General features: G+C 58.3%; 24 protein-coding genes. 12 read left to right on the forward strand and 12 right to left on the reverse strand.

All coding sequences use genetic code 11. The features are described from left to right. The first annotated feature begins 6 nt into the window (after positions 1–6). The 11 genes from AU11_RS06920 (at position 7) to yjgA (ending at position 8,586) form a co-directional block, all read left to right on the forward strand. Positions 7–555 carry an HAD family hydrolase gene (locus tag AU11_RS06920; RefSeq protein WP_043317434.1) on the forward strand — a complete coding sequence of 183 codons (549 nt, stop codon included), beginning with the start codon at positions 7–9 and terminating at the stop codon, positions 553–555. A 48-nt stretch (positions 556–603) separates the two neighbouring features. Beyond that, a complete protein-coding gene (lptC, locus tag AU11_RS06925; protein WP_043317436.1) occupies positions 604–1,167 on the forward strand; it encodes an LPS export ABC transporter periplasmic protein LptC in 564 nt (187 codons plus the stop codon). Then, on the forward strand, positions 1,154–1,687 hold the full coding sequence (gene lptA / locus AU11_RS06930; RefSeq protein ID WP_043317438.1) for a lipopolysaccharide transport periplasmic protein LptA: 534 nt from the start codon (positions 1,154–1,156) through the stop codon (positions 1,685–1,687). The genes lptC and lptA overlap by 14 nt, the downstream gene beginning before the upstream one ends. Before the next feature lie 85 nt (positions 1,688–1,772). Continuing rightward, positions 1,773–2,498, forward strand: coding sequence for an LPS export ABC transporter ATP-binding protein (gene lptB / locus AU11_RS06935; protein WP_043317440.1), 726 nt, complete (start codon positions 1,773–1,775; stop codon positions 2,496–2,498). Between the two features lie 230 nt (positions 2,499–2,728). Continuing rightward, positions 2,729–4,189, forward strand: coding sequence for an RNA polymerase factor sigma-54 (locus AU11_RS06940; RefSeq protein WP_043317442.1), 1,461 nt, complete (start codon positions 2,729–2,731; stop codon positions 4,187–4,189). A 206-nt stretch (positions 4,190–4,395) separates the two neighbouring features. Next, positions 4,396–4,689 (forward strand): ribosome hibernation-promoting factor, HPF/YfiA family, encoded by a 294-nt coding sequence (gene hpf, locus AU11_RS06945; RefSeq protein ID WP_043317444.1) that lies wholly within the window; start codon positions 4,396–4,398, stop codon positions 4,687–4,689. A gap of 55 nt (positions 4,690–4,744) precedes the next feature. Continuing rightward, positions 4,745–5,206 carry a PTS IIA-like nitrogen regulatory protein PtsN gene (ptsN, locus tag AU11_RS06950; RefSeq protein ID WP_043317446.1) on the forward strand — a complete coding sequence of 154 codons (462 nt, stop codon included), beginning with the start codon at positions 4,745–4,747 and terminating at the stop codon, positions 5,204–5,206. A 117-nt stretch (positions 5,207–5,323) separates the two neighbouring features. Then, positions 5,324–6,202, forward strand: coding sequence for an RNase adapter RapZ (gene rapZ, locus AU11_RS06955; protein WP_043317447.1), 879 nt, complete (start codon positions 5,324–5,326; stop codon positions 6,200–6,202). 48 nt (positions 6,203–6,250) lie between these two features. Continuing rightward, positions 6,251–6,520, forward strand: coding sequence for an HPr family phosphocarrier protein (locus AU11_RS06960; protein ID WP_043317449.1), 270 nt, complete (start codon positions 6,251–6,253; stop codon positions 6,518–6,520). Positions 6,521–6,647: 127 nt separating this feature from the next. Further along, positions 6,648–7,991, forward strand: coding sequence for a magnesium transporter (gene mgtE / locus AU11_RS06965; protein ID WP_043318414.1), 1,344 nt, complete (start codon positions 6,648–6,650; stop codon positions 7,989–7,991). Between the two features lie 64 nt (positions 7,992–8,055). After that, positions 8,056–8,586 (forward strand): ribosome biogenesis factor YjgA, encoded by a 531-nt coding sequence (gene yjgA / locus AU11_RS06970; RefSeq protein WP_043317451.1) that lies wholly within the window; start codon positions 8,056–8,058, stop codon positions 8,584–8,586. 212 nt (positions 8,587–8,798) lie between these two features. Here yjgA and AU11_RS06975 read toward each other — a convergent pair whose 3' ends face one another. From AU11_RS06975 to mpl, 4 genes are all read right to left on the reverse strand, one after another. Beyond that, entirely contained in the window at positions 8,799–11,429 is a 2,631-nt protein-coding gene (locus tag AU11_RS06975) for an RND family transporter (RefSeq protein ID WP_043317453.1), read from the reverse strand. Positions 11,430–11,522: 93 nt separating this feature from the next. After that, the gene (locus AU11_RS06980; protein ID WP_043317455.1) at positions 11,523–11,795 is read right to left on the reverse strand and encodes a SelT/SelW/SelH family protein; all 273 of its coding nucleotides are present in this window, start codon (positions 11,793–11,795) and stop codon (positions 11,523–11,525) included. 12 nt (positions 11,796–11,807) lie between these two features. Beyond that, a complete protein-coding gene (locus tag AU11_RS06985; protein ID WP_043317456.1) occupies positions 11,808–12,428 on the reverse strand; it encodes a flavin prenyltransferase UbiX in 621 nt (206 codons plus the stop codon). 30 nt (positions 12,429–12,458) lie between these two features. After that, the gene (mpl, locus tag AU11_RS06990; RefSeq protein ID WP_043317458.1) at positions 12,459–13,841 is read right to left on the reverse strand and encodes a UDP-N-acetylmuramate:L-alanyl-gamma-D-glutamyl-meso-diaminopimelate ligase; all 1,383 of its coding nucleotides are present in this window, start codon (positions 13,839–13,841) and stop codon (positions 12,459–12,461) included. A 374-nt stretch (positions 13,842–14,215) separates the two neighbouring features. Between mpl and AU11_RS06995 the strand changes: the two genes are divergently transcribed. Beyond that, positions 14,216–15,484 carry a 6-phosphofructokinase gene (locus tag AU11_RS06995; protein ID WP_043317460.1) on the forward strand — a complete coding sequence of 423 codons (1,269 nt, stop codon included), beginning with the start codon at positions 14,216–14,218 and terminating at the stop codon, positions 15,482–15,484. 96 nt (positions 15,485–15,580) lie between these two features. Here the strand turns inward: AU11_RS06995 and AU11_RS07000 are convergent, their stop codons facing one another. From AU11_RS07000 to AU11_RS07035, 8 genes are all read right to left on the reverse strand, one after another. Further along, positions 15,581–16,969 (reverse strand): glutamine synthetase family protein, encoded by a 1,389-nt coding sequence (locus tag AU11_RS07000; RefSeq protein WP_081847973.1) that lies wholly within the window; start codon positions 16,967–16,969, stop codon positions 15,581–15,583. A 151-nt stretch (positions 16,970–17,120) separates the two neighbouring features. Next, complete coding sequence (locus AU11_RS07005; RefSeq protein ID WP_043317462.1) at positions 17,121–17,930, reverse strand: hypothetical protein; 810 nt, start codon at positions 17,928–17,930, stop codon at positions 17,121–17,123. 202 nt (positions 17,931–18,132) lie between these two features. Further along, complete coding sequence (locus AU11_RS18040) at positions 18,133–19,077, reverse strand: GNAT family N-acetyltransferase (RefSeq protein ID WP_081847974.1); 945 nt, start codon at positions 19,075–19,077, stop codon at positions 18,133–18,135. 114 nt (positions 19,078–19,191) lie between these two features. Further along, on the reverse strand, positions 19,192–19,830 hold the full coding sequence (locus AU11_RS07015) for an RpiB/LacA/LacB family sugar-phosphate isomerase (protein ID WP_043317464.1): 639 nt from the start codon (positions 19,828–19,830) through the stop codon (positions 19,192–19,194). A 170-nt stretch (positions 19,831–20,000) separates the two neighbouring features. Beyond that, positions 20,001–20,684 (reverse strand): DUF6064 family protein, encoded by a 684-nt coding sequence (locus tag AU11_RS07020; RefSeq protein WP_043317466.1) that lies wholly within the window; start codon positions 20,682–20,684, stop codon positions 20,001–20,003. A gap of 41 nt (positions 20,685–20,725) precedes the next feature. Next, positions 20,726–21,658: an aldo/keto reductase gene (locus AU11_RS07025; protein WP_043318419.1), complete on the reverse strand. Its 933-nt coding sequence runs from the start codon at positions 21,656–21,658 to the stop codon at positions 20,726–20,728. A gap of 15 nt (positions 21,659–21,673) precedes the next feature. Further along, a complete protein-coding gene (locus AU11_RS07030) occupies positions 21,674–22,087 on the reverse strand; it encodes a hypothetical protein (protein ID WP_043317468.1) in 414 nt (137 codons plus the stop codon). Then, a complete protein-coding gene (locus AU11_RS07035) occupies positions 22,080–23,078 on the reverse strand; it encodes an LLM class flavin-dependent oxidoreductase (RefSeq protein WP_043317470.1) in 999 nt (332 codons plus the stop codon). Before AU11_RS07035 ends, AU11_RS07030 begins: the two co-directional genes overlap by 8 nt. Positions 23,079–23,217 lie beyond the last annotated feature (139 nt).

Raw genomic sequence — 23,217 nt, forward strand, 5'->3', positions numbered from 1 at the left:
AAAACCTTGAGCCAGACATCCGTCAGCGACCAGCAGATTCAGGACAAGCTGAGCCGGGTACGCCACCTGATTCTCGATGTGGACGGCGTACTCACCGACGGCCGCCTGTACTTTGACAACCAGGGCAACGAACAGAAAACCTTCCACACCCTGGATGGCCAGGGTATTAAAATGCTGCAGCGGTCCGGTGTCGCTGTCGCCATAATCACCGGCCGGCGCAGCGCCCTGGTCGAAAAGCGCGCGCATGACCTTGGTATCACGCGACTGATTCAGGGGCGCGAGGACAAATACACGGCCTTTCTGGAGTTGTTTGACCGCGAACCCTACAGCCTGGAACAGATCGCCTATGTAGGTGACGACTATCCTGACCTACAGCTCATGACCCGCGTGGGTTGTCCTATTGCGGTCCCCAACGCCGCACAGCCGGTATTGGAGCGCGCACTGTTCGTCACCGAGCGCGGTGGCGGAATGGGAGCGGTGCGGGAAGTTTGTGATCGCATTATGCACGCCCAGGGAACCTTTGAAGCCGCTCTGGCTCCCTATATAGCCCAGTAACCATTTTACGAGTCAGGCCTCTGACACAGGAAAAGGAAGAGATATCGGATGCGCACCTGGTTTCCCCTGGTGATCGTGGTAACACTGGTCTCCCTGGGGCTCTGGTTTACCGAGAGCCCACCGGAACAGTTGCTGGGCAAACGCCCCACCCAGCAAGAACACAGCCGCGCGGCGGACCTGATCATCCGCGATGCGCGTACGCGTCACTACAGTATCGACGGCGATCTGGCCTATGAAGTCGACGCCAAACGCATCACCTTCTTCCAGTTTGCCCGGCGCGACCGGGCAGACCTTACCGAACCGCGCATGATGTTTTACCAGGGCGACGATACCAAGTGGCGCACCGAGTCGCGCACCGGTGTGGCCTACGACAACGGTCAGAAAGTCGTACTCGAGGGCGATGTCTCGGTGATGGAACTGCCGCAGCCCGGAATTACCCTGCGCACCCCGAAAATTGTCATCAAACCCCGAGAAGAATTCGCCGAGACCGACAAAGTTGTTACCATTACCGATGGCCCCAACCTGACCACCGGCAAGGGTCTGCGCGCCGATCTTAAAAAAGACAAGGTAGAAATACTGTCCGATGTGGAAAGCCGCTATGAAATCCGTTAGTACCCGCCGTCGTCTGTCCGCACTGGCACTTGCCCTGGCCTGCGCACTGCCGGGCACGTTGGCCCAGGCGCTGCCCGATGACCGCCAGCAGCCCGTGAAAGTCTCCGCCGATAATCTCGAGGCCAATCGCAACAAGAATCTGTCCGTGTACAGCGGCAACGTGGTGATTAGCCAGGGCTCGCTGCAGATTCGCGCCGACCGGGTTGAAGTGCACGGCAACAGCAAGGGGGAGATCAACAAGGTGATCGCCACCGGTAAACCTGCGCACTTTCAGCAACAGGTGGAAGAGAGCACCTCGCCGGTAAAGGCCCGCGCCGCGCGCATCGAGTTTCTGGTAGCCAGCGATGCCCTGCAATTAACCGGCGAAGCCTTTGTCGATCGCGATGGCAACACCCTGTCCGCAGAGCGCATTGACTACGACCTCAACAGCGAGCAGATGAAGGCCCGCGGCCAGTCCGAGAAAAAACGTGTGGAAATGATCTGGAAACCCGAAGGGCAGTCCGGAAGTAACGACGAGTAGCGGGGTAGACCGGCACCTTGCCAGCCCCCCCCAAAGCAGAATTTTCAGGCGCGGCCTCCAGCCGCCCCTCAGCCGGAATTGAATAATGGCAACGCTCAAGGCGCTTCACCTCGCCAAGCAGTACAAAAAGCGCAAAGTCGTGCAGGACGTGTCCGTCAGTGTCTCCAGCGGCCAGGTTGTCGGCCTGCTCGGCCCCAACGGCGCCGGTAAAACCACCTGTTTCTACATGATTGCCGGCCTGGTGCAGGCGGATGCAGGCCAGGTGATGATCGACAGCGAGGATATTACCGGCCTGTCGATGCACGGCCGCGCACGCAAGGGTATCGGCTACCTGCCCCAGGAGGCCTCGGTCTTTCGCCGCCTGTCAGTCCAGGACAACATTCTTGCGATCCTGCAGACGCGCAAGGACCTGAGTAATACCCAGCGCAAAGAGCAGCTGGAAGCCCTGCTGGAAGAATTCCATATTACCCATATCCGCGAGAGCCTCGGCATGGCCCTGTCCGGGGGTGAGCGGCGACGGGTGGAGATTGCCCGCGCCCTGGCGACCAACCCGGCCTTCGTCCTACTCGATGAACCATTTGCCGGTGTAGACCCGATATCCGTCAACGACATCAAGCAGATCATTCGCCACCTCAAAGACCGCGGCATTGGCGTATTGATTACCGACCACAATGTGCGCGAGACCCTGGATATCTGTGAGACCGCCTTTATTGTCAGCGAGGGCCATATCATCGCTTCTGGTGACCCCCGCGACGTCGCCGAAAACAAACAGGTAAAAGACGTCTACCTGGGACATGAGTTCACCATCTAACCCTGAAAGCGGAAAAATTTCCCCGTTTTGCGCTATGGAGCGGACGTAAGTCACAGGATTTTGCCCATGACCAAATGCTTGCATTTTTTCGGCACACTTATTGCTTAACCGCCCCCTTGTCTTCCGCCCCGCCCCGGGGTAGTCTGCATGAAATGAGCTTTACCCCGCCGCAGGGAACATAAAATTCTCCGCAGCGGATCCACGCCAGACTTTTCTGCCGGCATACCCCTATGAAGCAGTCACTCCAGTTAAAACTCGGCACTCAGCTGACGATGACGCCACAGCTGCAGCAGGCCATCCGTCTTCTGCAACTGTCGACCCTGGACCTGCAACAGGAAATCCAGTCCGCACTCGACAGCAACCCGCTGCTGGAATCGGACTTTGACGAACACGCCGGCGAATCCCATCAGGATCAAAACACTCCCGCCGAGCGCAAAGAGGAAGCCCCGGAACGGTCCACTGAGGCGCAGAGTGAATCCGCCGCAGACGGAGACTGGAACAGCGACATTCCCGACGACCTGCCGGTAGACACGCGCTGGGATGACATCTACTCCAGCGGCAGCCACAGTGGCGGTGAAGGTGACGAATATGCGCTGGAACAGCGCAATGCCGCCTCGGAGAGCCTGCAGGATCACCTGATGTGGCAACTCAACCTTACACCGCTGACCATTGAGGACAAGCTGATCGGCGAAGCCCTGATTGACGCCATTGCACCCAATGGTTTTCTGGATACCCCCATCGAAGAACTGGCGGAATCCATGGAGCTTGAGTTGGATGAAGTAATGGCGGTGCTCAAGACCATCCAGCAGTTGGAACCCGTGGGCTGTGGTGCGCGGGACCTGCGGGAAAGCCTGCTGCTGCAACTTCACCAGCTGCCAGAACACACTCCCTGGCTGCCCCAGGCCGTGACCGTTGTCAGTCAGCACCTGGATCTGCTAGGCAAAAGGGATTTCCGCCAACTGAGCCGCCGCACACGTCTCAGTGAATCGCAGCTGGGCGAGGTAATGCGCCTGATCCAGACCCTTACCCCCTACCCCGGCGAAGCGTTTGGCGGTGAAGAGCCCCAGTATGTAGTGCCGGATGTAATCGTCAGCCGCAAACACGACCGCTGGGTAGTAGAACTGAACCCCGAGACCACGCCCAAGCTGCGCATCAACGACGCCTACGCGGCAATGATCAAACGGGCTGACAATTCCAGCGAAAACAATTACCTGCGCGACAATCTGCAGGAGGCCCGCTGGTTTCTGAAGAGTCTGCAAAGCCGCCACGAGACACTACTGAAGGTGGCAAGCAGTATTGTGGAAAAGCAGCAGGGCTTTTTCGAACAGGGCCCTGAAGCCATGAAGCCCATGGTGCTGGCAAATATCGCCGAGACCATTGGCATGCACGAATCCACCATCTCACGGGTAACCACCCAGAAGTACATGCTCACCCCTCGCGGTGTGTTCGAACTCAAGTACTTCTTCTCCAGTCACGTCAGCACCGATTCCGGCGAAGACGCCTCCTCCACCGCCATCCGGGCACTGATCCGCAAGCTGATCGACGGGGAACAGCCGCGCAAGCCGCTATCAGACAACAAAATCACCCAGGAGCTGGACGCCCAAGGCATCAAGGTCGCACGCCGTACCGTGGCCAAATACCGAGAGTCCATGGGCATCCCCTCTTCCAGCGAACGCAAGCGACTGGTTTAACGACTCCGGTCACAGAATGCCTGTGACGCACCTCTGATGTCACCCCAGTCCTCACAGCTGCGGTTTGCGCCCCTTTTTTGATCAATTTCCAGGCAACCAATAGCCTTGCGGCGAGTGTATCCTTCCATTCTGACGCACTTCCTAGTAGGGTTGCCGCCCTGTGCGGGGGTGCACCAGATTGTGTTGTACCCGATGAGGAGAAATCCATGCAGATCAATATCAGTGGCCACCACGTAGACGTTACTCCGGCCATTCGCGATTACTGCCTGACCAAACTGGACAAGCTCTCCCGCCATAATGACCTGATCACCACAACGCAGGTTATCCTGTCCGTCGACAAACTGATCCAGAAAGCCGAAGCCCGCGTTCACGTGAACGGCAATAAGGATATTTTTGCCGATTCGGAATCTGAGGATATGTACGCAGCGATCGACTCGCTCACGGACAAACTCGACCGGCAGCTGCTGAAACACAAAGAGAAGTTACGCGGTCACCGCTAGGCTCATACCCATACGAGCCAACGGCTGATTCGCACCGCTAGATCATCTGTACGTTATGACATTGGAAGCATTACTCTCTCCCCGCCTGAGCCTTTGCCACCTGGCGGGGAGTAGCAAGAAGAAGCTGTTGCTCAATATCGCCCAGGCGATCTCGGATCAATACCCCGAACTGGACACCGACACAGTGTTCAACCAGCTGGTCGCCCGGGAGCGCCTGGGCTCTACCGGCATTGGCGAAGGTGTCGCCATTCCCCACTGCCGCCTGCCTGGCAGTGAAAAGCCAATCGGCGTGCTCTGCACCACTTCACCCGCGGTGGATTTTGATGCGATCGACCGCCAACCGGTAGACCTGCTGTTCGCCCTACTGGTACCGGAGGATTCCGACCAGGAGCACCTGGATACTCTGGCGGAAATTGCCGCTCTGTTCAGCGACAGCCGGGTCCGTGAAAAACTGCGTGAAGCCACCACCAGCGATGAACTCTACGCACTGGCGATCAACAGTGCCGCGGCAGCCTGATTTTTGTTGAGCTAGCGCTCAATGGCGCAGTTTTCGACCCCGCCGATCGGGGCGACTGATTTATACTGGCCCGACGATTCAACAGAGCCTGCTCAACCTGCAAGGAGCGCGAGTGCAATGCGATTGGTCATCATCAGTGGTCGTTCCGGCTCGGGCAAAAGTTCTGCCCTGCAATTGCTGGAAGACGTCGGCTTCAACTGTATCGACAACCTGCCCGCCAGCCTGCTGCCGGAGCTTGTCCGTCGGGTCAGTGAGCAGACGCCCCAGGAACCCAGTGAAAATACCCAGCTGGCCCTCGGTATCGATGCCCGCAACCTGTGGCAGGATGTCCGCCACGCCCCCCAGGTTATCAATAACCTGCGCGACAGCGGTATCGAGTGCGATGTGGTCTATCTGGATGCGCGCTCGCCGGTGCTGGTTCAGCGCTTTAGCGAGACCCGCCGCAAACACCCCCTCAGCGACAGCCGCACCCACCTGCTGGAAGCCCTGAATCGGGAGAAGGAAGTCCTTGCCCCTCTTGCGGCCATGGCCGATCTGGTCATCGATACCAGCAGCCTCAGCCTGCATCAGTTGCGGGATCAAATTAAAACCCGGGTCGTAGGGAAGGACTCTCCCGGCATGGCGGTGTTGTTCCAGTCCTTTGGGTTCAAACACGGTGTACCGGTAGATGCGGACCTGGTCTTTGATCTGCGCTGCCTGCCCAACCCCTACTGGGTCGCGGAGCTGCGGGAAAAAACCGGGCTGGATCCGGAGGTGGCAGACTTCCTGCGCTCCCACCAGGAAACGGAAGATATGCAGCGGGACATCACGGCCTTCCTCGAGCGCTGGCTACCGTCGTACCAGCAGAGCAACCGCAGCTACACCTCGGTGTCGATCGGGTGTACCGGAGGCCGACACCGCTCGGTCTACATGGTGGAACAATTGGCGAAGCACTTTGCCGACACCTTTGAAAACATCCAGGTTCGCCACCGCGAGCAACAAAAAAAACGCAGCTGACCGCTCCACACCGGCGCCAGCTAAAAATCAGATCAAAGACCATCGAGCATGCCGAAAAGTCGTATCACCATCATTAATAAACTCGGACTACACGCCCGCGCCGCCAGCAAGCTCGCGCAGACCTGCGCACGCTATTCCTCAGATGTAAAAGTGCACTGTCATGGCAAAGCCGTAGACGGTAAGAGCGTAATGGCACTGATGCTACTCGCCGCTGGCAAAGGCGTGGAACTCGAACTGGAAGTGACAGGTCGAGACGAAGATGCGGCACACGAGGCGATTTGCACCCTGATCAATGACCGGTTTGGCGAAGGCGAATAAAAAGCGAAATAGCCCAGAGAACCAAGAGGCAAACAAGCTGCCATTTGCCGGTTTCGCACTATAATGCCGGCACCCGCCACTCTATCCAGAATCAGGACCCTCCGTGCCCAAACCCGTCAACGCCGACATCAATTTCCGCGCCCAAAACCAGCTCGGTGAGCTGTATGCGGCACTGGATAGCGGTACCGGGCGCGAAGTCCAGCGCATGCTGGCATCCCTCTCCCCCCCCAGCATCGCCCAGCTACTGGAAAGCTCCCCGCCACGTATCCGTCAGGTGCTGTGGAAACTGATCGATCGCCAGATCGAGGGTGAGGTTCTGCAGGAACTCCCGGACGAGGTTCAGAGCCAGATTCTCTCCACCATGGACACCGAGGAAATGGTGGCGGTGATGGAGGGGCTGGACGCGGACGATGTGGCGGACATCCTGCAACAGCTGCCGGATCGGGTGATGGCGGAGGTGCTGTCGGCGATGAGCGAACGCGATCGCCAGCGGGTAGAGAGCGTCCTCTCTTACGATGAGGAAACCGCCGGCGGCCTGATGGACACGGAGATTGTCTCCGTGCGCCCGAACCTGCACCTGGATGTGGTACTGCGTTACCTGCGCCGCCACGAACAACTGCCGGAATCCACCGATAACATCTTTGTAGTCAACCGCAAGGACCGTTTTATCGGCCTGCTGCCTCTGACCAAGCTGCTGACCACAGACCCGTCGGTTACGGTGCGCGAGATTATGGTGACCGATATCGAGCCGATTCCCGCGGATATGCCGGACGATGAAGTGGCGCGACTGTTCGCCAAGTACGACTGGATTACCGCGCCGGTTGTCGATGAGGAACGTCACCTGTTGGGCCGCATCACCATCGATGACGTGGTGGATGTTATCCGCGAGGATGCGGATCACTCGCTGATGAGCCTGGCGGGTCTCGACGAGGAGGAGGATACCTTTGCCACGGTCAGACGCACGGCGCCGCGCCGCGCCATCTGGCTGGGCATCAACCTGCTCACCGCACTGCTGGCGTCCTGGGTGATCAATCTGTTTCAGGGCACCATCGACAAGGTGGTGGCGCTGGCGGTTCTGATGCCAATTGTGGCGAGCATGGGCGGTGTTGCCGGCAGTCAGACACTGACGGTGGTCATTCGCGGTATGGCACTGGGCCAGGTGGGCCGCAGCAACCTGGGCTGGCTGTTGTCAAGAGAGCTGGGTAGCGGTGCGTTAAACGCGATCCTGTGGTCGGCGGTAATGGGAGTCATTGCGGCACTCTGGTTTGGGGATCCGCGTATCGCCTGGATTATCATTGCGGCCATGGTCATCAATCTGATTACGGCGGCGCTGGCGGGGGCAATTCTGCCGGTGGCGCTGCGGGCGATGCGGATCGATCCGGCGCTGGCGGGTGGTGTGGCACTGACGACGGTGACGGATGTGGTGGGCTTTATGTCTTTCCTTGGACTGGCCACAATATTTTTTGCCTGATGATTGGGTACCCAAATTACCGGGTACTGCCATTATTGGTTGAATTCAGATCTCGAGATTTTCTATGCACAATTCTGATGAACACACTCCGTATGATGAGTTTGATGAGGACCTTCCGAAAAGCAAAACTCAAATCAAGGAGGAGATGCACGAGCTGCAGGCGCTCGGCAAAAAACTGACGGAGCTGAATGCGGCGAAGTTGGCGGAGGTGCCGATGGATGCGACGCTTGAGGAAGGGATTGCGACCTTTCACCGGATAAAGTCGCGGGAGGCGCGGCGGCGCCAGCTTCAGTACATTGGTAAGTTGATGCGCAAGGCGGATGTGGAGGCGATTGAGGCGGTGCTGGAGAAGCACAAGGAGCAGGACCACCACCATTTGCGCTTTGACCGGATGGCGGAGGAGTGGCGGGAGCGCTTGCTGACCGAGGGCAAGGAAGGCCAGAGTGCATTTTTTGATGCGTTCCCCGGTGTGGATATCCAGCAATTGCGCACGCTGATTCGCGAGTCCAATAAAGAGATCGCCAATAAAAAAGCCCCAACCAACCAGCGAAAACTGTTTCGCTACTTGCGGGACTTTTTTATGCAGGTGGACTGAGCGGGACTTCAAAGCTCAATTCGCACCTTCTTTTCGCGCCCAGTGGCGGCAAGCCACCGGGGAAGGGTTTTCAGGACCACTGTAAACCCTTCCTTGGGCGTTGCGGCGCAAACGTCCTGTTTGCGACGCTCCTGAAAACCCTTCCCCGGCAGCGTGCCTTCGATTCGAACTTCAGCTGCGATTAAGCGATTTCCAACTTATCTATCCCGACTTCAACCCGGGCAGGTTTCAGCCGTTAGCGGCTTTCCCGGCTCATTCCCCTCCGCTGGATTCTTCAGCGGCTTGAACAAGACCAGCAGCAATGGCAGCAGTGTCAATGAGCCCAGCAGGGCCGCCGACATGGCCAGTGCGGTCAGCAATCCGAAGTAAATCGAGGGCACGAATTTGGACAGTGCCAGTATCGAGAAGCCGGCGATAATCGTTATGGCGGTGTAGAACATGGCGCGGCCAATGGTGGCGTGGCTGCGGTGCATGGTGGCGATGTAGTCGCCGTCTTTGGCGAATTCTTCGCGGAACCGGTACAGGTAGTGGATGGCGTGGTCGACCCCGATGCCGACGGTGATGGCGGCAATGGTGATGGTCATCATGTCCAGCGGGATGTTTGCCAGGCCCATGCCGCCGAGGACCACGCAGGCGGCGAGCATATTCGGCACCAGGGCGATAATTGCGATGGGCAGTGAGCGGAACAGCACCAGGAACATCAGCAGGATGCCGGCGAAGACGGCGCCCAATGTGAGGATCTGGGATTTAAACAGGCTCTGCAGCATATTGTTGTACAGCACCAGCATACCGGTCTGGCGGATGTTTTCCGGGGCGATGCCCATTTCATTTTCTGCATAGGTGTAGATACGCTGGATCAGTTCGTCCCGGCGCAGGTTGGGGTCGGTTTCCATCACGCGCATGGTGATACGCGCCTGTTGCTCTTGCGGCGACCAGTAAGGGTTGATCAGTACCTGATTGATTTCCTCCGGCAGGCTCTGGCGGGCAACGGCCAGCTCGAAGTCGTTGAGGCCGCCGTCGTTCAGGTCCTGAGCCACTTTGTACAGGGTGGCGAGAGACTGCACCTTGCCTATTTCCGGCTGGGCCTCGAGGAAGTCGTGCAGTTGCTCAATCTGGTTGAGGCCGGCTACGGTAAACCAGTAGGCATCCGGGGCCTGGCTCTCACCGCCGTCTGCGGCGAAAGGATCGTCCGCAGCGAAGGGGTCTTCGGTGGCAAACGGATCCGCCTCCTCATCCGCGCCCTCCTCTGCAATCTGATCGCCGCCAAAGTCAGCGCCGAACGGGTCTTCTTCCCCAGCATCCGCTCCATCAAAAGCCGGTACCGTGTCTTCCGGTTTATTGAGTATCACATCCAGGTTGATGGTGCCGCCAAGACGCTGATCGATGACCAGCATGCCCTGGTGTATCTCGGTGGAGTCATCAAAGTAATCGATAAAACGGTTTTCCACTTTCAGGCGCGAGATACCCACGGCACTGATGATGGCCGCCACCACCGCAACACCGAGCACGATGCCTTTGTGGTTTTCCGCAAAGCGGGAAAACACCTGAGTGAATGCGTGAGAGTTGTCCGCGCCCTGGCCGCCATCGCGTTTTTTCAGCAGCATAAGGCTGGCGGGAATAATCAGAAAAGACAGTACCAGTGCCATGGTCACACCAATGGTCATCATCCAGCCGAAGTCGATCACCGGGCGAATACCGCTCACGACCAGGGAGATGAACGCGACCATGGTGGTGAGGCCGGTGTACAGGCAGGGTTTGGCCATAAACGCAACGGTGGCAGACGCCAGCTGGAAGCGATCCCACTCCGGGTGCTCGGAGAAATACTCGCGGTAACGCACCGCCAGGTGAATGGTGATGGCCAGTGTAATGATCAGTAGCAGGGCGACAAAGTTGGCGGAGATCACCGTCATGCGCCAGTCGAGCCAGGACAGCAGCCCCAGCATCATCACCGCGGTGGTCACACAGGTAATCAGCGGCAGCAGTACCCAGCGCGGCTGGCGGAAAATCAGCAGTAGGGTGACCACGATGAAAATCAGAATACCAGCGCCGAATACCATCAGGTCACTCTGGATAAACGCGATCATATCCGAGGTGATCATGGTGAGACCGCCGAGGAACAGCTCGGCGTTGTCGTCGTAATGGGCGAGGATCTGCCGCACCTCGTCTACGCGATTCCGCGCGGCGGCTTCCTGGGCGGTGCGATGTTTCAGGTATTCTGCACTTACCGCTTCCAGGCGGCTTGCCTGTTCTGCATCCAGACCCTGCTCATTACGCAGGCGACGGAGCGCATCGCGCTCGCGCACCAGGTCAAGCCCTTCCTTGTCCAGTTCCAGATTGAGCATCATTGCGGTGGTCTCACCATCGGGGCTCAATATCAGTTCTTTGTAAATCGGACTTTCAAGGAATTCTTTACGGGCCAGGCTCTTGTCGACACCAGGGCTCGACAGGGTGCGAATACCACCGGCCACCTCGGTAATGGAAAGCTTGGGACTGTACAACAGCGGTACGTTGAGGATCGACTGCACCCCGGTGACACCGTCCACCATGGCAAGCTCGTCCTGCAGGCGACGCATGGTAGCGAGGGATTCATCGCTGAACAGATCTCCGTTGTTGTAGCGGTAGGTAACCACCAAAAAGTCACCGGAGTTGTAGCGCTCGGAAATCTCGCGGAAATAGTCCAGCGAGTCGTCAGTTTCCAGCGTCAGGGAATCTGCCGAGGCATCCAGTTTGAATTTCGGCAGCCCGGCCGCAGCGGCGATGGTGAGCAGTGCCACCAGTGTCAGAACGGTTTTCGGATGTCCGAGAACCAACTTTTCGTACCAGGTTTTCAAGCCCAACAGCATAATCAATTCGCTTTGTTCTGATCGGAATCAGGCAGCGCGTGATGTTTCCATTGTGCGCGTTGCCGAATATTCGAGAGTCATCTAAAAGTCTGTTTACTTGTCCACGTGACCGAGGTCGCGCTCGGGAAACAGTAGGTCCCGCACTTTCTGCTTCAGTTCTTTCGGCCCGGGAAAGCCGCCATCGCGTTTACGTTCCCAGATCAGCTGGTCGCCTACGTGAATTTCGAACACACCCCCACTGCCCGGCTTCAGTGCAACCTGGTCCAGGTCTTCGGCGAAGGTGTACAGCAGCTCCTGGGTCATCCAGGTGGCGCGCAGCATCCAGTTGCACTGCACGCAGTAATGGATGGTGACGGTCTTTTGCATAGCGCAAGGCTCTCAGCAGTTTCCCCAGGGGGGCAACAGGGTTTGTTCGATCTGCAGCTGACTCAGGATTCTGGCCACCACAAAGTCCACCAGATCCTCGATGGTTTGCGGCTTCTGATAAAACCCCGGGCTCGCCGGCAGAATGACCGCTCCCATGCGGGTGAGCTTCAGCATATTTTCCAGGTGAATTTCTGAATACGGCGCTTCCCGCGGAACCAGAATCAACTGCCGGCGCTCTTTCAGGGCCACATCCGCTGCGCGTTCAATCAGATTATTGGACGCGCCCGTGGCGATGGCAGACAGGGTGCCACCGCTGGCCGGGCAAATCACCAGACTGCTGGCGGCACCGGTGCCCGAGGCGACCGGGGAAAACCAGTCGCGCTTGCCGAACAGGGTTAACTGTCCTGCTTCCGCAGCATACAGTGCACGCAGAAAATCTTCCGTGCGACCTTCGTCTTCCGGCAGGGAAACGTCGGTTTCGGTATCGATCACGATGCGCGCCGCATCCGACAGCAGCAGCCATACCCGCACCCGCGCCGCCAGCAGGCATTGCAACAGGCGCAGGCCGTACTGGGCGCCGGACGCGCCGGTAATTGCCAGGGTTACTGTTTTGGGAAAAGTGGGCTCAGCCAATGAGGTATCCGTCTCCGCCCCGGTGCGGGGCTATTTGCCGTATCTCTGCTCCAGCGCGTGGAGCAGTCGCTGGTGTACTCCGCCAAAGCCGCCGTTGCTCATCACGATAATGTGACTGCCAGGGCCGGACAGTTCGAGCACGGATTCTACCGCAGCGTCGATAGTGTGGAGAACCTTTGCCGGCACGGTGGAATGGTGAACCACCTCATCCAGGGACCAATTCATCCCTTCCGGCTGGTACCAGAGCACCAGATCGGCGCCCGAGCAGGCACGCGCCAGCTGATTCTGATGGTGTCCCATACGCATGGTGTTGGAACGCGGTTCAATCAGGGCGATGACTTTGTCACTCCCGACCTTTGCGCGCAGGCCATTCAATGTGGTCTCTATCGCCGTGGGGTGATGGGCAAAATCATCGTACACGCGAATCCCCTGGATATCTCCAAGACACTCCATGCGTCGCTTGACACCGCCAAATTTGCCCAGAGCTTCCGCTGCGGTTGCCGGCTCGACCCCCACGTGGCGGGCGGCGGCGATCACCGCGAGGCCGTTTTTCACACTGTGCAGGCCGGTCTGCTGCCACTGCACGCTGGCCACGGTTACGCCTTCCAGCTGGACATCGAAGTGGCTGCCGTCCGCCGACACGTTCACCGCACACCAGTCACCGAATCGCACCCCGTCGGCCTGCTCCACGTCGAAGCGCTGCACCTCACTCCAGCAGCCTTTGTCGAGCACTTGGGATACGGTGTCTTCCTGCGCCGCGATCACCAGCCCGCTGGCGGGCACGGTGCGCACCAGGTGATGGAACTGCTTCTGGATGGCCGCCAGGTCGTCAAAGATGTCCGCGTGGTCAAACTCAAGGTTGTTGATTATCAGGGTGCGTGGGCGGTAGTGGACAAACTTGGAACGCTTGTCGAAAAAGGCCGTGTCGTACTCATCGGCCTCCACCACAAAAAACGGCGTACGGCCGAGGCGCGCCGATACATCAAAATTCTGCGGCACTCCGCCGATCAGAAAACCGGGGTCCATGCCCGCATAGTCGAGCACCCACGCCAGCATACTGGCAGTGGTGGTCTTGCCGTGGGTACCGGAGACCGCCAGTACCCAGCGCCCGCCGAGGAAATGATCGCACAGCCACTGAGCGCCGGAGGTATAGGGCAGGCCCTTTTCCAGCACCGCTTCCACCGCCGGATTACCGCGGGACAGGGCGTTGCCGATAATCACCAGGTCCGGGGCCGGCTCCAGCTGGGCCGGGTCATACCCTTCGGTCAGCACGATCCCGGCATTTTCAAGTTGGGTACTCATGGGCGGATACACATTGGCATCGGAGCCGGTGACGGTGTGCCCCTCAGCCACCGCCAGTTGCGCAAGGCTACCCATAAAGGTGCCGCAAATGCCTAGAATATGAATATGCATGCCAGTTGTTCACTCTGTTCAATACGGATGCGCGCCACCTCCGGGGCCCATAGGCCACACGTGGCGCCGCCTGAGACTGCGCGTTCACGCAATCATTCCCCATATTTGCGGGAATATCCGAGGCCATCTGCGGCCCGGCGCGCTTTTTGCTTCTGCTTTGGTCAACGGCAGGAAGTATCAGCAGTGCTCGAAAAATCGACGACGCGCAAGCTTATCACGGCCTTTTACCACAGTAAGTGTCGAATGCCCGCAATTCCATGCAATTGCCATATGAATACATTAGACTTCGCGCCGCGTGAGGTAGCCGCCAAGAGCCGCCCGCCGCTCCCACCCCACGCTACGGGTGACTTTTGACGAGAAGCCATAGGATAGACATGTCGAAGAAGAACGCTTTTTACGCGCAATCTGGCGGTGTGACCGCCGTTATCAACGCCTCCGCCTGCGGAGTCATCGAGACCGCCCGCCAGCACAGCGACAAGATCGGCAATGTCTACGCCGGCCTCAATGGCATCGTCGGCGCCCTCAAGGAAGAACTCATCGACGTCAGCCAGGAATCCACCGAGACTATCGCAGCCCTGCGCCACACCCCGTCCGGTGCCTTTGGTTCCTGCCGCTATAAACTGAAGAGCCTGGAGCAGAACCGCGCGGAGTACGAGCGCCTGATCGAAGTGTTCAAAGCCCACAACATCGGTTACTTCTTCTATAACGGCGGTGGCGATTCCGCCGATACCTGCCTCAAGATTTCCCAGCTGTCGGAAAAGATGGGCTACCCCATCCAGGCAATCCACATTCCCAAGACGGTGGATAATGACCTGCCGTTTACCGACAACTGCCCGGGCTTTGGCTCCGTGGCCAAGTACGTCGCCGTCTCCACCAAGGAAGCGGCATTAGATGTGGCCTCCATGTGCGCCACCTCCACCAAAGTTTTCATCGTTGAAGTGATGGGCCGTCACGCGGGCTGGATTGCCGCCGCCGGCGCCCTCGCCCAGGAACAGGAAGGCGATGCCCCGCACATTATCCTGTTGCCAGAAGTGGCTTTTGATAAAGAAAAGTTCCTCGCCAAGGTGCAACAGACCGTCAATGAAAAGGGCTACTGCGTGATCGTCGCCTCCGAAGGTGCCCAGTACGAAGACGGCACCTTCCTGGCCGACGCCGGCAGTGTGGATGCCTTCGGCCATAAACAGCTGGGTGGCGTAGCACCCACTCTGGCCAAAATGGTCAAAGACGAACTGGGCCTCAAATACCACTGGGCCCTGGCGGACTACCTGCAGCGCGCTGCGCGCCATATCGCTTCCGCCACCGACGTAGAGCAGGCATACGCTGTGGGCAAGGCGGCGGTGGAAGCGGCGGTGGCCGGCAAGAATGCCATCATGCCGACCATTGAACGCAACGGCACCAGTGCCGCCGACTACAGCTGGACCATTGGCGAGGCTCCGCTTTCCGAGGTGGCCAACGTCGAGAAGTTCATGCCCAAGGAATTTATTTCCGATGACGGCTTCGGCATCACCCAGGCCGGCCGCGACTACCTGGAACCACTGATCCAGGGCGAGGACTACCCGCCTTACAAAAATGGCATTCCGCAATATGCGCGCCTGAAAAAGGCCCTGGTGGATAAAAAACTGAAGGAAGGCTTTGACGTTTAATCGTCACAGGCTTTGCTAATGAAAAAGGCCCCAACCGGAAACGGATGGGGCCTTTTTTGATGGCGACTCTACGTGCAGTAACTATACCTTCAGTAACTAGACGTTCAGCAAAAGGTGTTGCCGCTCCCACGGGGAAATCTCCCGGTGGAACAGGCGCATCTCCTCGTACTTTACCGCCGCGTAGAGCTGGCAGAAGTCCTCCCCCATTGCCTGGCGCAACTCATCGGCATCGTCAAAGATGCGCAACGCCTCATCAAAAGTCAGCGGGATATAAAAGTTTTCTTCCTGCGCCTCATCCAGTTCCGACGCGGCCGGCGCACTCGGCTCGATACCGTTGATCATGCCGAGATAACCACACACCAGACTTGCCGCAATCGCCAGATAGGGATTCGCATCCACGCCAACCACACGGTTTTCCAGGCGGCGATCCTGGGCGCCGGAGTTGGGTACCCGCAGGCCGGTGGCACGGTTGTCGTAGCCCCAGCCGATGTTGGTGGGCGCACTGGAATTGTCCGACAGCACGTAGCGGCGGTAGGAATTCACGTTAGGCGCGATAAACGGCATGATTTCCCGCAGGTGCTTCTGGGTTCCGCCGATAAAGTAGCGGAACAGATCCGAGGCACTACCGTCTTCGGAGGAAAACACATTTTTGCCGGTATCGATATCCACCACACTCTGGTGAATATGCATGGCGCTGCCCGGCTGGTCGCGCATGGGCTTGGCCATAAAGGTCGCAAACATACCATTCTTGAGCGCCGCTTCACGGATAATACGCTTGAAGTAGAACACCTGGTCCGCCAGTAAAAGCGGGTCGCCGTGGGTGAGGTTGAACTCCACCTGGCCGGCACCGTCTTCCTGAATCACCGAGTCGATATGCAGGCCCGCGGCCTCGGCGAACTCGTAAATGGTATCGATGACCGGGCCATACTCATCGATGGCGGTCATCGAATAGGACTGCAGGGAAGTTCCCGAGCGTCCGTTGCGACCGATGGGCGGCTGGATAGGCTCATTGGGGTCCACGTTCGGGCGGGTCAGATAGAACTCCAGCTCCGGCGCCACAATCGGCTGCCAGCCCCGCTCCCGGTACATGCCAATCACCCGTTTCAGAACATTGCGCGGCGCACAGGGGATGGGGTTGCCGTCCAGGTCCTGCAGGTCATGAATAATCTGCAGTGCCGGTGTTTTCGCCCAGGGCACCGCCATGGCGGTGGACATATCCGGCACCAGCGCCATATCGCTTTCCGCCCACTGGTTTTCGATATCCATCTCCACATCCTGACCGGTGATGGTCTGGTAGAAGATGGAAATCGGCAGGAAGATTGGCGTTTCCGGAGAGAACTTATTCAGCGGCATCGCCTTGCCCCGGGACATGCCGTTCAGATCCGGGACAATGCACTCCACCTCATCCAGGCGACGGCCGTTCAGATAGGCGAGAAAAGCTTCGGGGAGATTATCCAGCCAGTTACTCACATCGGGCTGACTCATACAGGCTCCAGGACATTAGCCAAGGGATATGGTTAATGAATAGCGTTAATGGATAGAATCATTCGATAGGATCAAAGCACGCAGTGTAATGCAAATTTTCGGTTAAAGATGCTGACCCGATAAAACATTCACTGGCCCAACCCAAGCACCCTTATATCCGCTCGACCCCGTCTTCGGTTACCAGAACCGTATCGATAATTCCGTTGGGTGTATCGGGATCGAGAGTACCGACAAACGTGGCTTCCCGCTGAATGGCAAATACCGCCGGCTTGGGTTCCACACTCGAGCTTTCGCGATGATATTCCAGCAGCGGGTCGCAAAAGTAAGCGTTGCAAATATCCGAGCGCAAGGTTTTCGGCAGGCTGCATCCACTGGCCGTCTGGTTGATGCAGGCATGTTCGATAGACTCGGACGGTAGGCGGGATAGGTACAAGGAGACTATTTCGGCGGTATCGAGCGCCGGGTAAGCGTCACTCGCCTTGCGTAAACTCAGTGGGGACAGATACGCGGTCTCGCCTCCCGAAGAACAGCATGCCCCCCGGCAGGCAGCGCACAGGCGATCGCTGATTTTCTGAACCCGGGAATCCTGCGTGAAGCGCTCCTCATGTAGGGCCCGGTTGACGGATGGGCGCAGGTTCTGGTCCTCACAAACTTCCGCCACCGACAGGTAAGTTTCGGCTTCCGCGGCCACGGCCAACAGGTGCTCGCGATACTTTTCGATACGCGCACTGGATAGTGGCACCACTTTACTGCGCCCTACGGGAATCACCATCGGATGAACATCACGACGATCCAGGTCTGTGCGCATGGCCAAAAAGGAATCCAGCTGGCGTCGATTCTCGTCCGCCTCCCCCTCGACCCGCGCCAGAATCCTCCGCTCACGGTCCTGCTGGTAAACCTTGCGGTCTCGAATCCGCGACTTTAACCCGGTCAATTGGGCGAGAAACAGCGGTTCCGGCATGCTTTCCCGCTGCGAAAGAAATCGGGCGCATTCGTGGGCACCACAGTGAGGCCAGTCTCTCGAGGCCATGGTTTGCCGCAAGTGAACCGGAATAGGTTCTTCGCAGACACAGCAACGTTTATCCGTGCCGCCCCGCAACCGATCTTTATCGTTCGTAAACTCCATTTACCGTCACCAGCTCCTTTGGCATTACTTGCTCATTTCAATCGACGAGTGTCTTGTACATCACCAGCGCATCCACAAATCCAGCAGTGGGATGATTGAAAGCGCCGGGCAGGCGACCCACCTCGTCAAAACCCAACTTCTTCCACAGGCGCACCGCGCCCTGATTAGTGGAGGCAACAAAGTTGAACTGCATCGCCCGGTACCCCAGCTCACGTGCTACATCTTGGGAGTGTTCACACATGGCGGAGGCCAGTCCCCTGCCGCGGGCAGAGGCTGCCACCATGTAGCCACAGTTACACACATGGGATCCCGGACCGGCCTGATTGGTTTTCAGGTAGTAGGTACCCAGAATCTCCCCGGCCTCTTCGCACACGTAAGTCTTGCGCGGCACGTCCATCCAGATTTTGTAGGCTTGATCCCGTGAAGTGTCCGGCGCATAGGCGTAGGTATCCCCGGCGCTGACCACCTGGAAAAAAATTGGCCAGATTTGTTCGAAATCCGTTGGCAATGCTTTGCGTATTTCCATTTCAGGGGACTTCTTTTTACTGATAAAACGCGCTCGATCTTCTGCGCGAGGCAGGGCACACTCCAATTGTTTTCCGAACAAACGATACCGGTTGCGCGCGACCCGGTCGTATATCCAGTCGCGCACCGAGGGTGGTATCAGTCGAAAGCAGCTGAGTGCCGGCCAGGGAAAAGGGAGCAGTTTTAGAATACGCAGTATCGCATCCGATTTTACATACATCTGGCCACTTTCAACCAGAAGCAGGGTTTCGTATTCATCGAGGGGCATAGCGAAAAACGACAGGATCGCCTGCCCCTCTTCCGATTGCACAGTGGCGAGTTTCAGGCGGCGATGGCGATCGAACTTCAGCAGAAAGCGCGCCCAGAAGGAACACAGCCGGCAAACCCCATCGAACAGGACCACGCGTTCGCCTTCCTGAAGATAGGGCACGGTAGCGTTCCGTTTTCCCTTGGACATCTGCGCAGGTCCCTCGCCAGAATCTAGAAGTAATAAACGACTATAACAAAAAAGGCCGCTCCGGAGTTTCCGGAGCGGCCTTTTGAAAGCTGCGCCTGTTTAGCGCGGCTTCACTCAGGAATCCAGCACACTGCGTACGAAGTCGGTCAGCTCCTGGTCCTGGCTGTTTTCAAAGAAACAGGCCTGGAAGCGCTCGCCGGTTACGGCGGTTTTCACCAGCTCCGGATCGATGGCTTTGAGGCCGTCCAGGTAAGCTTTGCCGGTGGCTTCCTTGATGTGGTTCAGGATACCGGCGTTGGCCACCTGGGATTCTTTACGCTCCGGCGGGTAGCCCTGGCCTTTTACGCCGGTGAAGGCTTTTTCGAACATGTAGCGAATATTCAGCTCCGCACCCCAGCCGAAGCCCTTGGCGAAGGGAATGGCCAGCGCGTTGCCGTTGTTGATCTGGGCAAACAGGAAGGCATCTGCCGGGTCAATGCAGTAGCCACAGGTTACGCCAGGATAGGCGTTCAACGACATGAGCGCGCCCTGGCCGGTGCCACAGCCGCTTACCACGAAGTCCACGGCTTTGGAGTTAAGCAGCAGGCTGCCCATGATGCCTAGGTGGATGTAGGTCAGGCGGTGATCGTTGTCGTCGCTCATACCGGTGTTGTACACGGTGTGGCCCAGTTCGCCGGCAACGTCCTGCAGCTCTTTTAGAACCACGGCGTTTTTGGATGCCTGGCTGAATTCGTTCATCAATGCGATTTTCATCAATCGATCTCCTGTTATTCCCGCCTGTGCAGCGAAGTGCGCATCGCGACCGACCCGCTCGAAAAACGAACAGACCAAATCGATGCGGTTTGTTTATTGGGGCAGGATTATACGTGCCTGACCAAAAATTAAAAACCGGCCTGACAGAATAATCGAGGGGGAAGGGCAATCTATCGCCCAGACCGGGCTAACACGACGCGAGACTGCCCAATCAGGCTGCCAACAGCCACGGCAGCTACCGCAAACAGAGCTCCCCACCAGGGTGCCTCGAGTACCTGCAGGGTGAGTGCAGATAGCGTGATCCACAGCAGGGGGACCAGGCAGGTCAACCACTGAGCCCAGCCGCGCAGGGCGATCATAAAAATACCCAGGCTCACCACCCCTGTGGGGTCCGGATGCAACCCAAAGACTTCCGCCTGTGTCCAGCTGGTATCAAGCACCGGCGCCAGCAACGGAAACATCAGTAAACCAACCAAGGAAATCAGCACACCGGTGATGTTGTTTGCTGAATGGGACTCCACGGGACCCGCAGTGCCGCGCCCTGTCGCCGCAAGCAAAACCAACAGCGCCGCCTGCGCAATCCAGACCCAACCGAGAATTTGCCCAATCCAGTTCAGATTCGCATATCGCTGTGCGAAAAAAGCCACGCCGACAAATACCCATACCGGCGCAAGAAGTAGAAGCGCTACGCGGGATTTTCCGCGCAATGCGAGTAGCAGCGCCGCAACCCCTACCGCCAGAGTGAACAGCTGCAGCGGCCAGAAGGTTTCCCCCATTCGTTCCAGCATGCGGAAGTACACGTCCGCACTGAAGGGAACAAAATCCTGGATCTGGTAGCTATTCCACTCGCTCATGGTGCGCCCACTTATTCGGTACTTTTCTGGGGAGAATGGATTTACAGAGATTCGATATACGCGACCATTTTCTGTCGTGTCTTTGCATCCGGCAGCGGCGCAGCGCCCGCCGCCATATTTTCGTTCATGTGCTCCACCCGCGAGGTTGCCGGAATGGCACAGTTCACCGCAGGATGACTGACAATAAATTTGAGCAGGAAATCCGCCCAGGTGCGACAGCCAAATTCCTCCGCTGCCCAGGCGGGCACTTTTTCCCTGCGCTTCAACCCCTTGATCAGGCTCCCTCCGTCGTAGGGGCGATTGGCGATAACAGCAACTCCTCTCTCCTTCGCCAGCGGCAGCAGCCGCGCCTCCACCTCGCGGTGGGTGATGTTGTAGGTCATCTGGGCGAAATCGATTTCCGTGCTCGCCACCACCTGTTCAAACTCCTGGTGACGGCGGCCGTGGGAGGTGGTGATACCGAGATAGCGGATAACACCACTCGCCTTCAGTTCACGCAGCACTGCCAGGTGTTCCTGCCAATCGTCCAGGTTGTGCACCTGCACCAGATCAAAGGTTTTCAGGCCCCAGCGTTCGGCGAGGCTTGTCACCTGTTCACGGGTGGTGCCACCGGCAGGGCTCCAGACCTTTTCCGCACTGAACAGTGTTCTCGGAATGCCCAGTTGTTTCAGTGCAAAGCCGAGGGTATCGGCTGCGGAGCCATACATGGGAGACGAATCGACCAGGCCACCACCGCTGGCAAAAAATGCCTTCAGTACCTGAGTGCGCGCGGCCAGCAACTCCGGATCGTTGCCCACATTAAACGTGCGCCAGGTACCCATACCGATCACCGGTAATGATTCGCCACTGCTGGGGATTGGCTTGGACAGCAATACCGGCGACTGAGCACTGGCCAACCCCGGAAAGCCCCAGGCACTGACCACACCCGCCCCGAGCATTTTGAGAAATTGACGGCGTAGCAACTTACCTTCCATGGTGGCTTCCTCCATTTATTGGGCACTTAACGCGCGCGGTCCCGCCAGTGCAGTCGCGAGAACAAGAATAAAACAGGTGAGCACAAAAACCTTGTTAACGAACCAGTTGGTTCGCCAGATATCCCAATCGGGCTCGGCCAGAAACAGCGCAAACTTGGTGACGATAATCACAATCTCCACCACGGACATTACGATAGCCAGAGTGCGCAGGTAACCCGGCTGCCTGAGTAGCGCCCAGCCCAGCCACAGATGCGCCACCGGCCAAAGGTCCCAGTACACATGACTGTCCCAGGGCGCACCGCTGGAATGCGCAACCGCGATGGGGAACAGGTACTTGATAAACAGCGTCCAGGCCACCAGCACAAACAGAAAGTGGGCGAGGAACCATCGCCAGTGCATCTGTCGATCGATCTGGGCAGTTTCAGCCATCCACTCGCTCCCGCAATACATCGGCTGCCAGTTCGAAGGAGCGCAGGCGCGCACTGTGATCATAGATAGCACCGGTGACGATCAGCTCGTCCACCCGGGTCCGCGCCACAAAACGATCAATCCACTCGGCGACGGTATCCCTCGTACCCACCGCGCTCTCCGCCAGTGCCTGGGCCACCTGCATGCGTTCGGCGGGGCCGGCGATGGATTCCGGATCGTCCACCGGCGGTTTGATTTTCCCGGGGGTGCCCCGGCGCAGGGCGACAAATTGCTGCTCGATGGAGGTCATCAGCTTGCGCGCCTCAACCGCGTTGTCCGCGGCAAACACATTGATCGCTGCAGCGGCATAGGGTTCAGCAAGCGATTCCGACGGTTGAAACTGAGTCCGGTAGAGATGCAACGCCTGATCCAGCATCGCTGGGGCAAAGTGAGAGGCAAAGGCAAACGGCAGTCCCATGGCCGCAGCCAGCTGCGCGCTGTAGAGACTGGAGCCCAGCAGCCAGATCGGCACCTGAAGCCCTGCCCCCGGCACTGCGCGCACCCGCTGCCCCGGCTTCTCCGGGGCAAAGTAGTGCAACAACTCGCGTACATCTTCCGGGAACTGATCGGCGGCGTGCAGCGGATCCCGGCGCAGTGCGGTCATGGTGGCGCCATCGGTACCAGGCGCCCTGCCCAGCCCCAGATCTACCCGGTCCGGGTAAAGCGCGGCCAGGGTGCCGAACTGCTCGGCAATCACCAGTGGCGCGTGATTGGGGAGCATGACACCACCGGCGGCAACGCGAATCTTGTTGGTGCCCGCGGCGATATGGCCCAGCGCCACTGCCGTCGCTGCACTGGCTACACCGGTCATATTGTGGTGCTCCGCCATCCAGTAGCGCCGGTAACCGAAACGTTCCGCGTGCTGTGCCAGATCCAGGGAGTTCATCAACGCCGTACGGGCGTCACTTCCCTCGGTGATGGGCGAGAGATCCAGTAGTGAAAAAGCGCGCATATCAACTCCTGTACGCGTTTGGCCTTGCGCGAAAAAGCACAGTAGGCGATTCAGATATGACCATCCTATCGAAGCTGTTCTCCGTGCACACCACAGTTCCTGACACTTCGCTTATCTGATAGGATCGCGCCCGCAAAAA

The organism is Microbulbifer sp. HZ11, assembly GCF_000708675.1.
Taxonomy (GTDB): Bacteria; Pseudomonadota; Gammaproteobacteria; order Pseudomonadales; family Cellvibrionaceae; genus Microbulbifer.

What these genes read in the sequence shown, in the direction of transcription:
- mpl (WP_043317458.1), bottom strand. Translation starts at nt 13,841, where the DNA reads ATGCATATTCATATTCTAGGCATTTGCGGCACCTTTATGGGTAGCCTT.
- lptC (WP_043317436.1), top strand. Translation starts at nt 604, where the DNA reads ATGCGCACCTGGTTTCCCCTGGTGATCGTGGTAACACTGGTCTCCCTG.
- AU11_RS06960 (WP_043317449.1), top strand. Translation starts at nt 6,251, where the DNA reads ATGCCGAAAAGTCGTATCACCATCATTAATAAACTCGGACTACACGCC.
- AU11_RS06940 (WP_043317442.1), top strand. Translation starts at nt 2,729, where the DNA reads ATGAAGCAGTCACTCCAGTTAAAACTCGGCACTCAGCTGACGATGACG.
- lptB (WP_043317440.1), top strand. Translation starts at nt 1,773, where the DNA reads ATGGCAACGCTCAAGGCGCTTCACCTCGCCAAGCAGTACAAAAAGCGC.
- AU11_RS07005 (WP_043317462.1), bottom strand. Translation starts at nt 17,930, where the DNA reads ATGCCGGAACCGCTGTTTCTCGCCCAATTGACCGGGTTAAAGTCGCGG.
- rapZ (WP_043317447.1), top strand. Translation starts at nt 5,324, where the DNA reads ATGCGATTGGTCATCATCAGTGGTCGTTCCGGCTCGGGCAAAAGTTCT.
- AU11_RS06995 (WP_043317460.1), top strand. Translation starts at nt 14,216, where the DNA reads ATGTCGAAGAAGAACGCTTTTTACGCGCAATCTGGCGGTGTGACCGCC.
- AU11_RS07035 (WP_043317470.1), bottom strand. Translation starts at nt 23,078, where the DNA reads ATGCGCGCTTTTTCACTACTGGATCTCTCGCCCATCACCGAGGGAAGT.
- AU11_RS07015 (WP_043317464.1), bottom strand. Translation starts at nt 19,830, where the DNA reads ATGAAAATCGCATTGATGAACGAATTCAGCCAGGCATCCAAAAACGCC.
- AU11_RS07000 (WP_081847973.1), bottom strand. Translation starts at nt 16,969, where the DNA reads ATGAGTCAGCCCGATGTGAGTAACTGGCTGGATAATCTCCCCGAAGCT.
- AU11_RS07025 (WP_043318419.1), bottom strand. Translation starts at nt 21,658, where the DNA reads ATGGAAGGTAAGTTGCTACGCCGTCAATTTCTCAAAATGCTCGGGGCG.
- hpf (WP_043317444.1), top strand. Translation starts at nt 4,396, where the DNA reads ATGCAGATCAATATCAGTGGCCACCACGTAGACGTTACTCCGGCCATT.
- lptA (WP_043317438.1), top strand. Translation starts at nt 1,154, where the DNA reads ATGAAATCCGTTAGTACCCGCCGTCGTCTGTCCGCACTGGCACTTGCC.
- ptsN (WP_043317446.1), top strand. Translation starts at nt 4,745, where the DNA reads ATGACATTGGAAGCATTACTCTCTCCCCGCCTGAGCCTTTGCCACCTG.
- AU11_RS06980 (WP_043317455.1), bottom strand. Translation starts at nt 11,795, where the DNA reads ATGCAAAAGACCGTCACCATCCATTACTGCGTGCAGTGCAACTGGATG.
- AU11_RS07020 (WP_043317466.1), bottom strand. Translation starts at nt 20,684, where the DNA reads ATGAGCGAGTGGAATAGCTACCAGATCCAGGATTTTGTTCCCTTCAGT.
- yjgA (WP_043317451.1), top strand. Translation starts at nt 8,056, where the DNA reads ATGCACAATTCTGATGAACACACTCCGTATGATGAGTTTGATGAGGAC.
- AU11_RS06975 (WP_043317453.1), bottom strand. Translation starts at nt 11,429, where the DNA reads ATGCTGTTGGGCTTGAAAACCTGGTACGAAAAGTTGGTTCTCGGACAT.
- AU11_RS07030 (WP_043317468.1), bottom strand. Translation starts at nt 22,087, where the DNA reads ATGGCTGAAACTGCCCAGATCGATCGACAGATGCACTGGCGATGGTTC.
- AU11_RS18040 (WP_081847974.1), bottom strand. Translation starts at nt 19,077, where the DNA reads ATGTCCAAGGGAAAACGGAACGCTACCGTGCCCTATCTTCAGGAAGGC.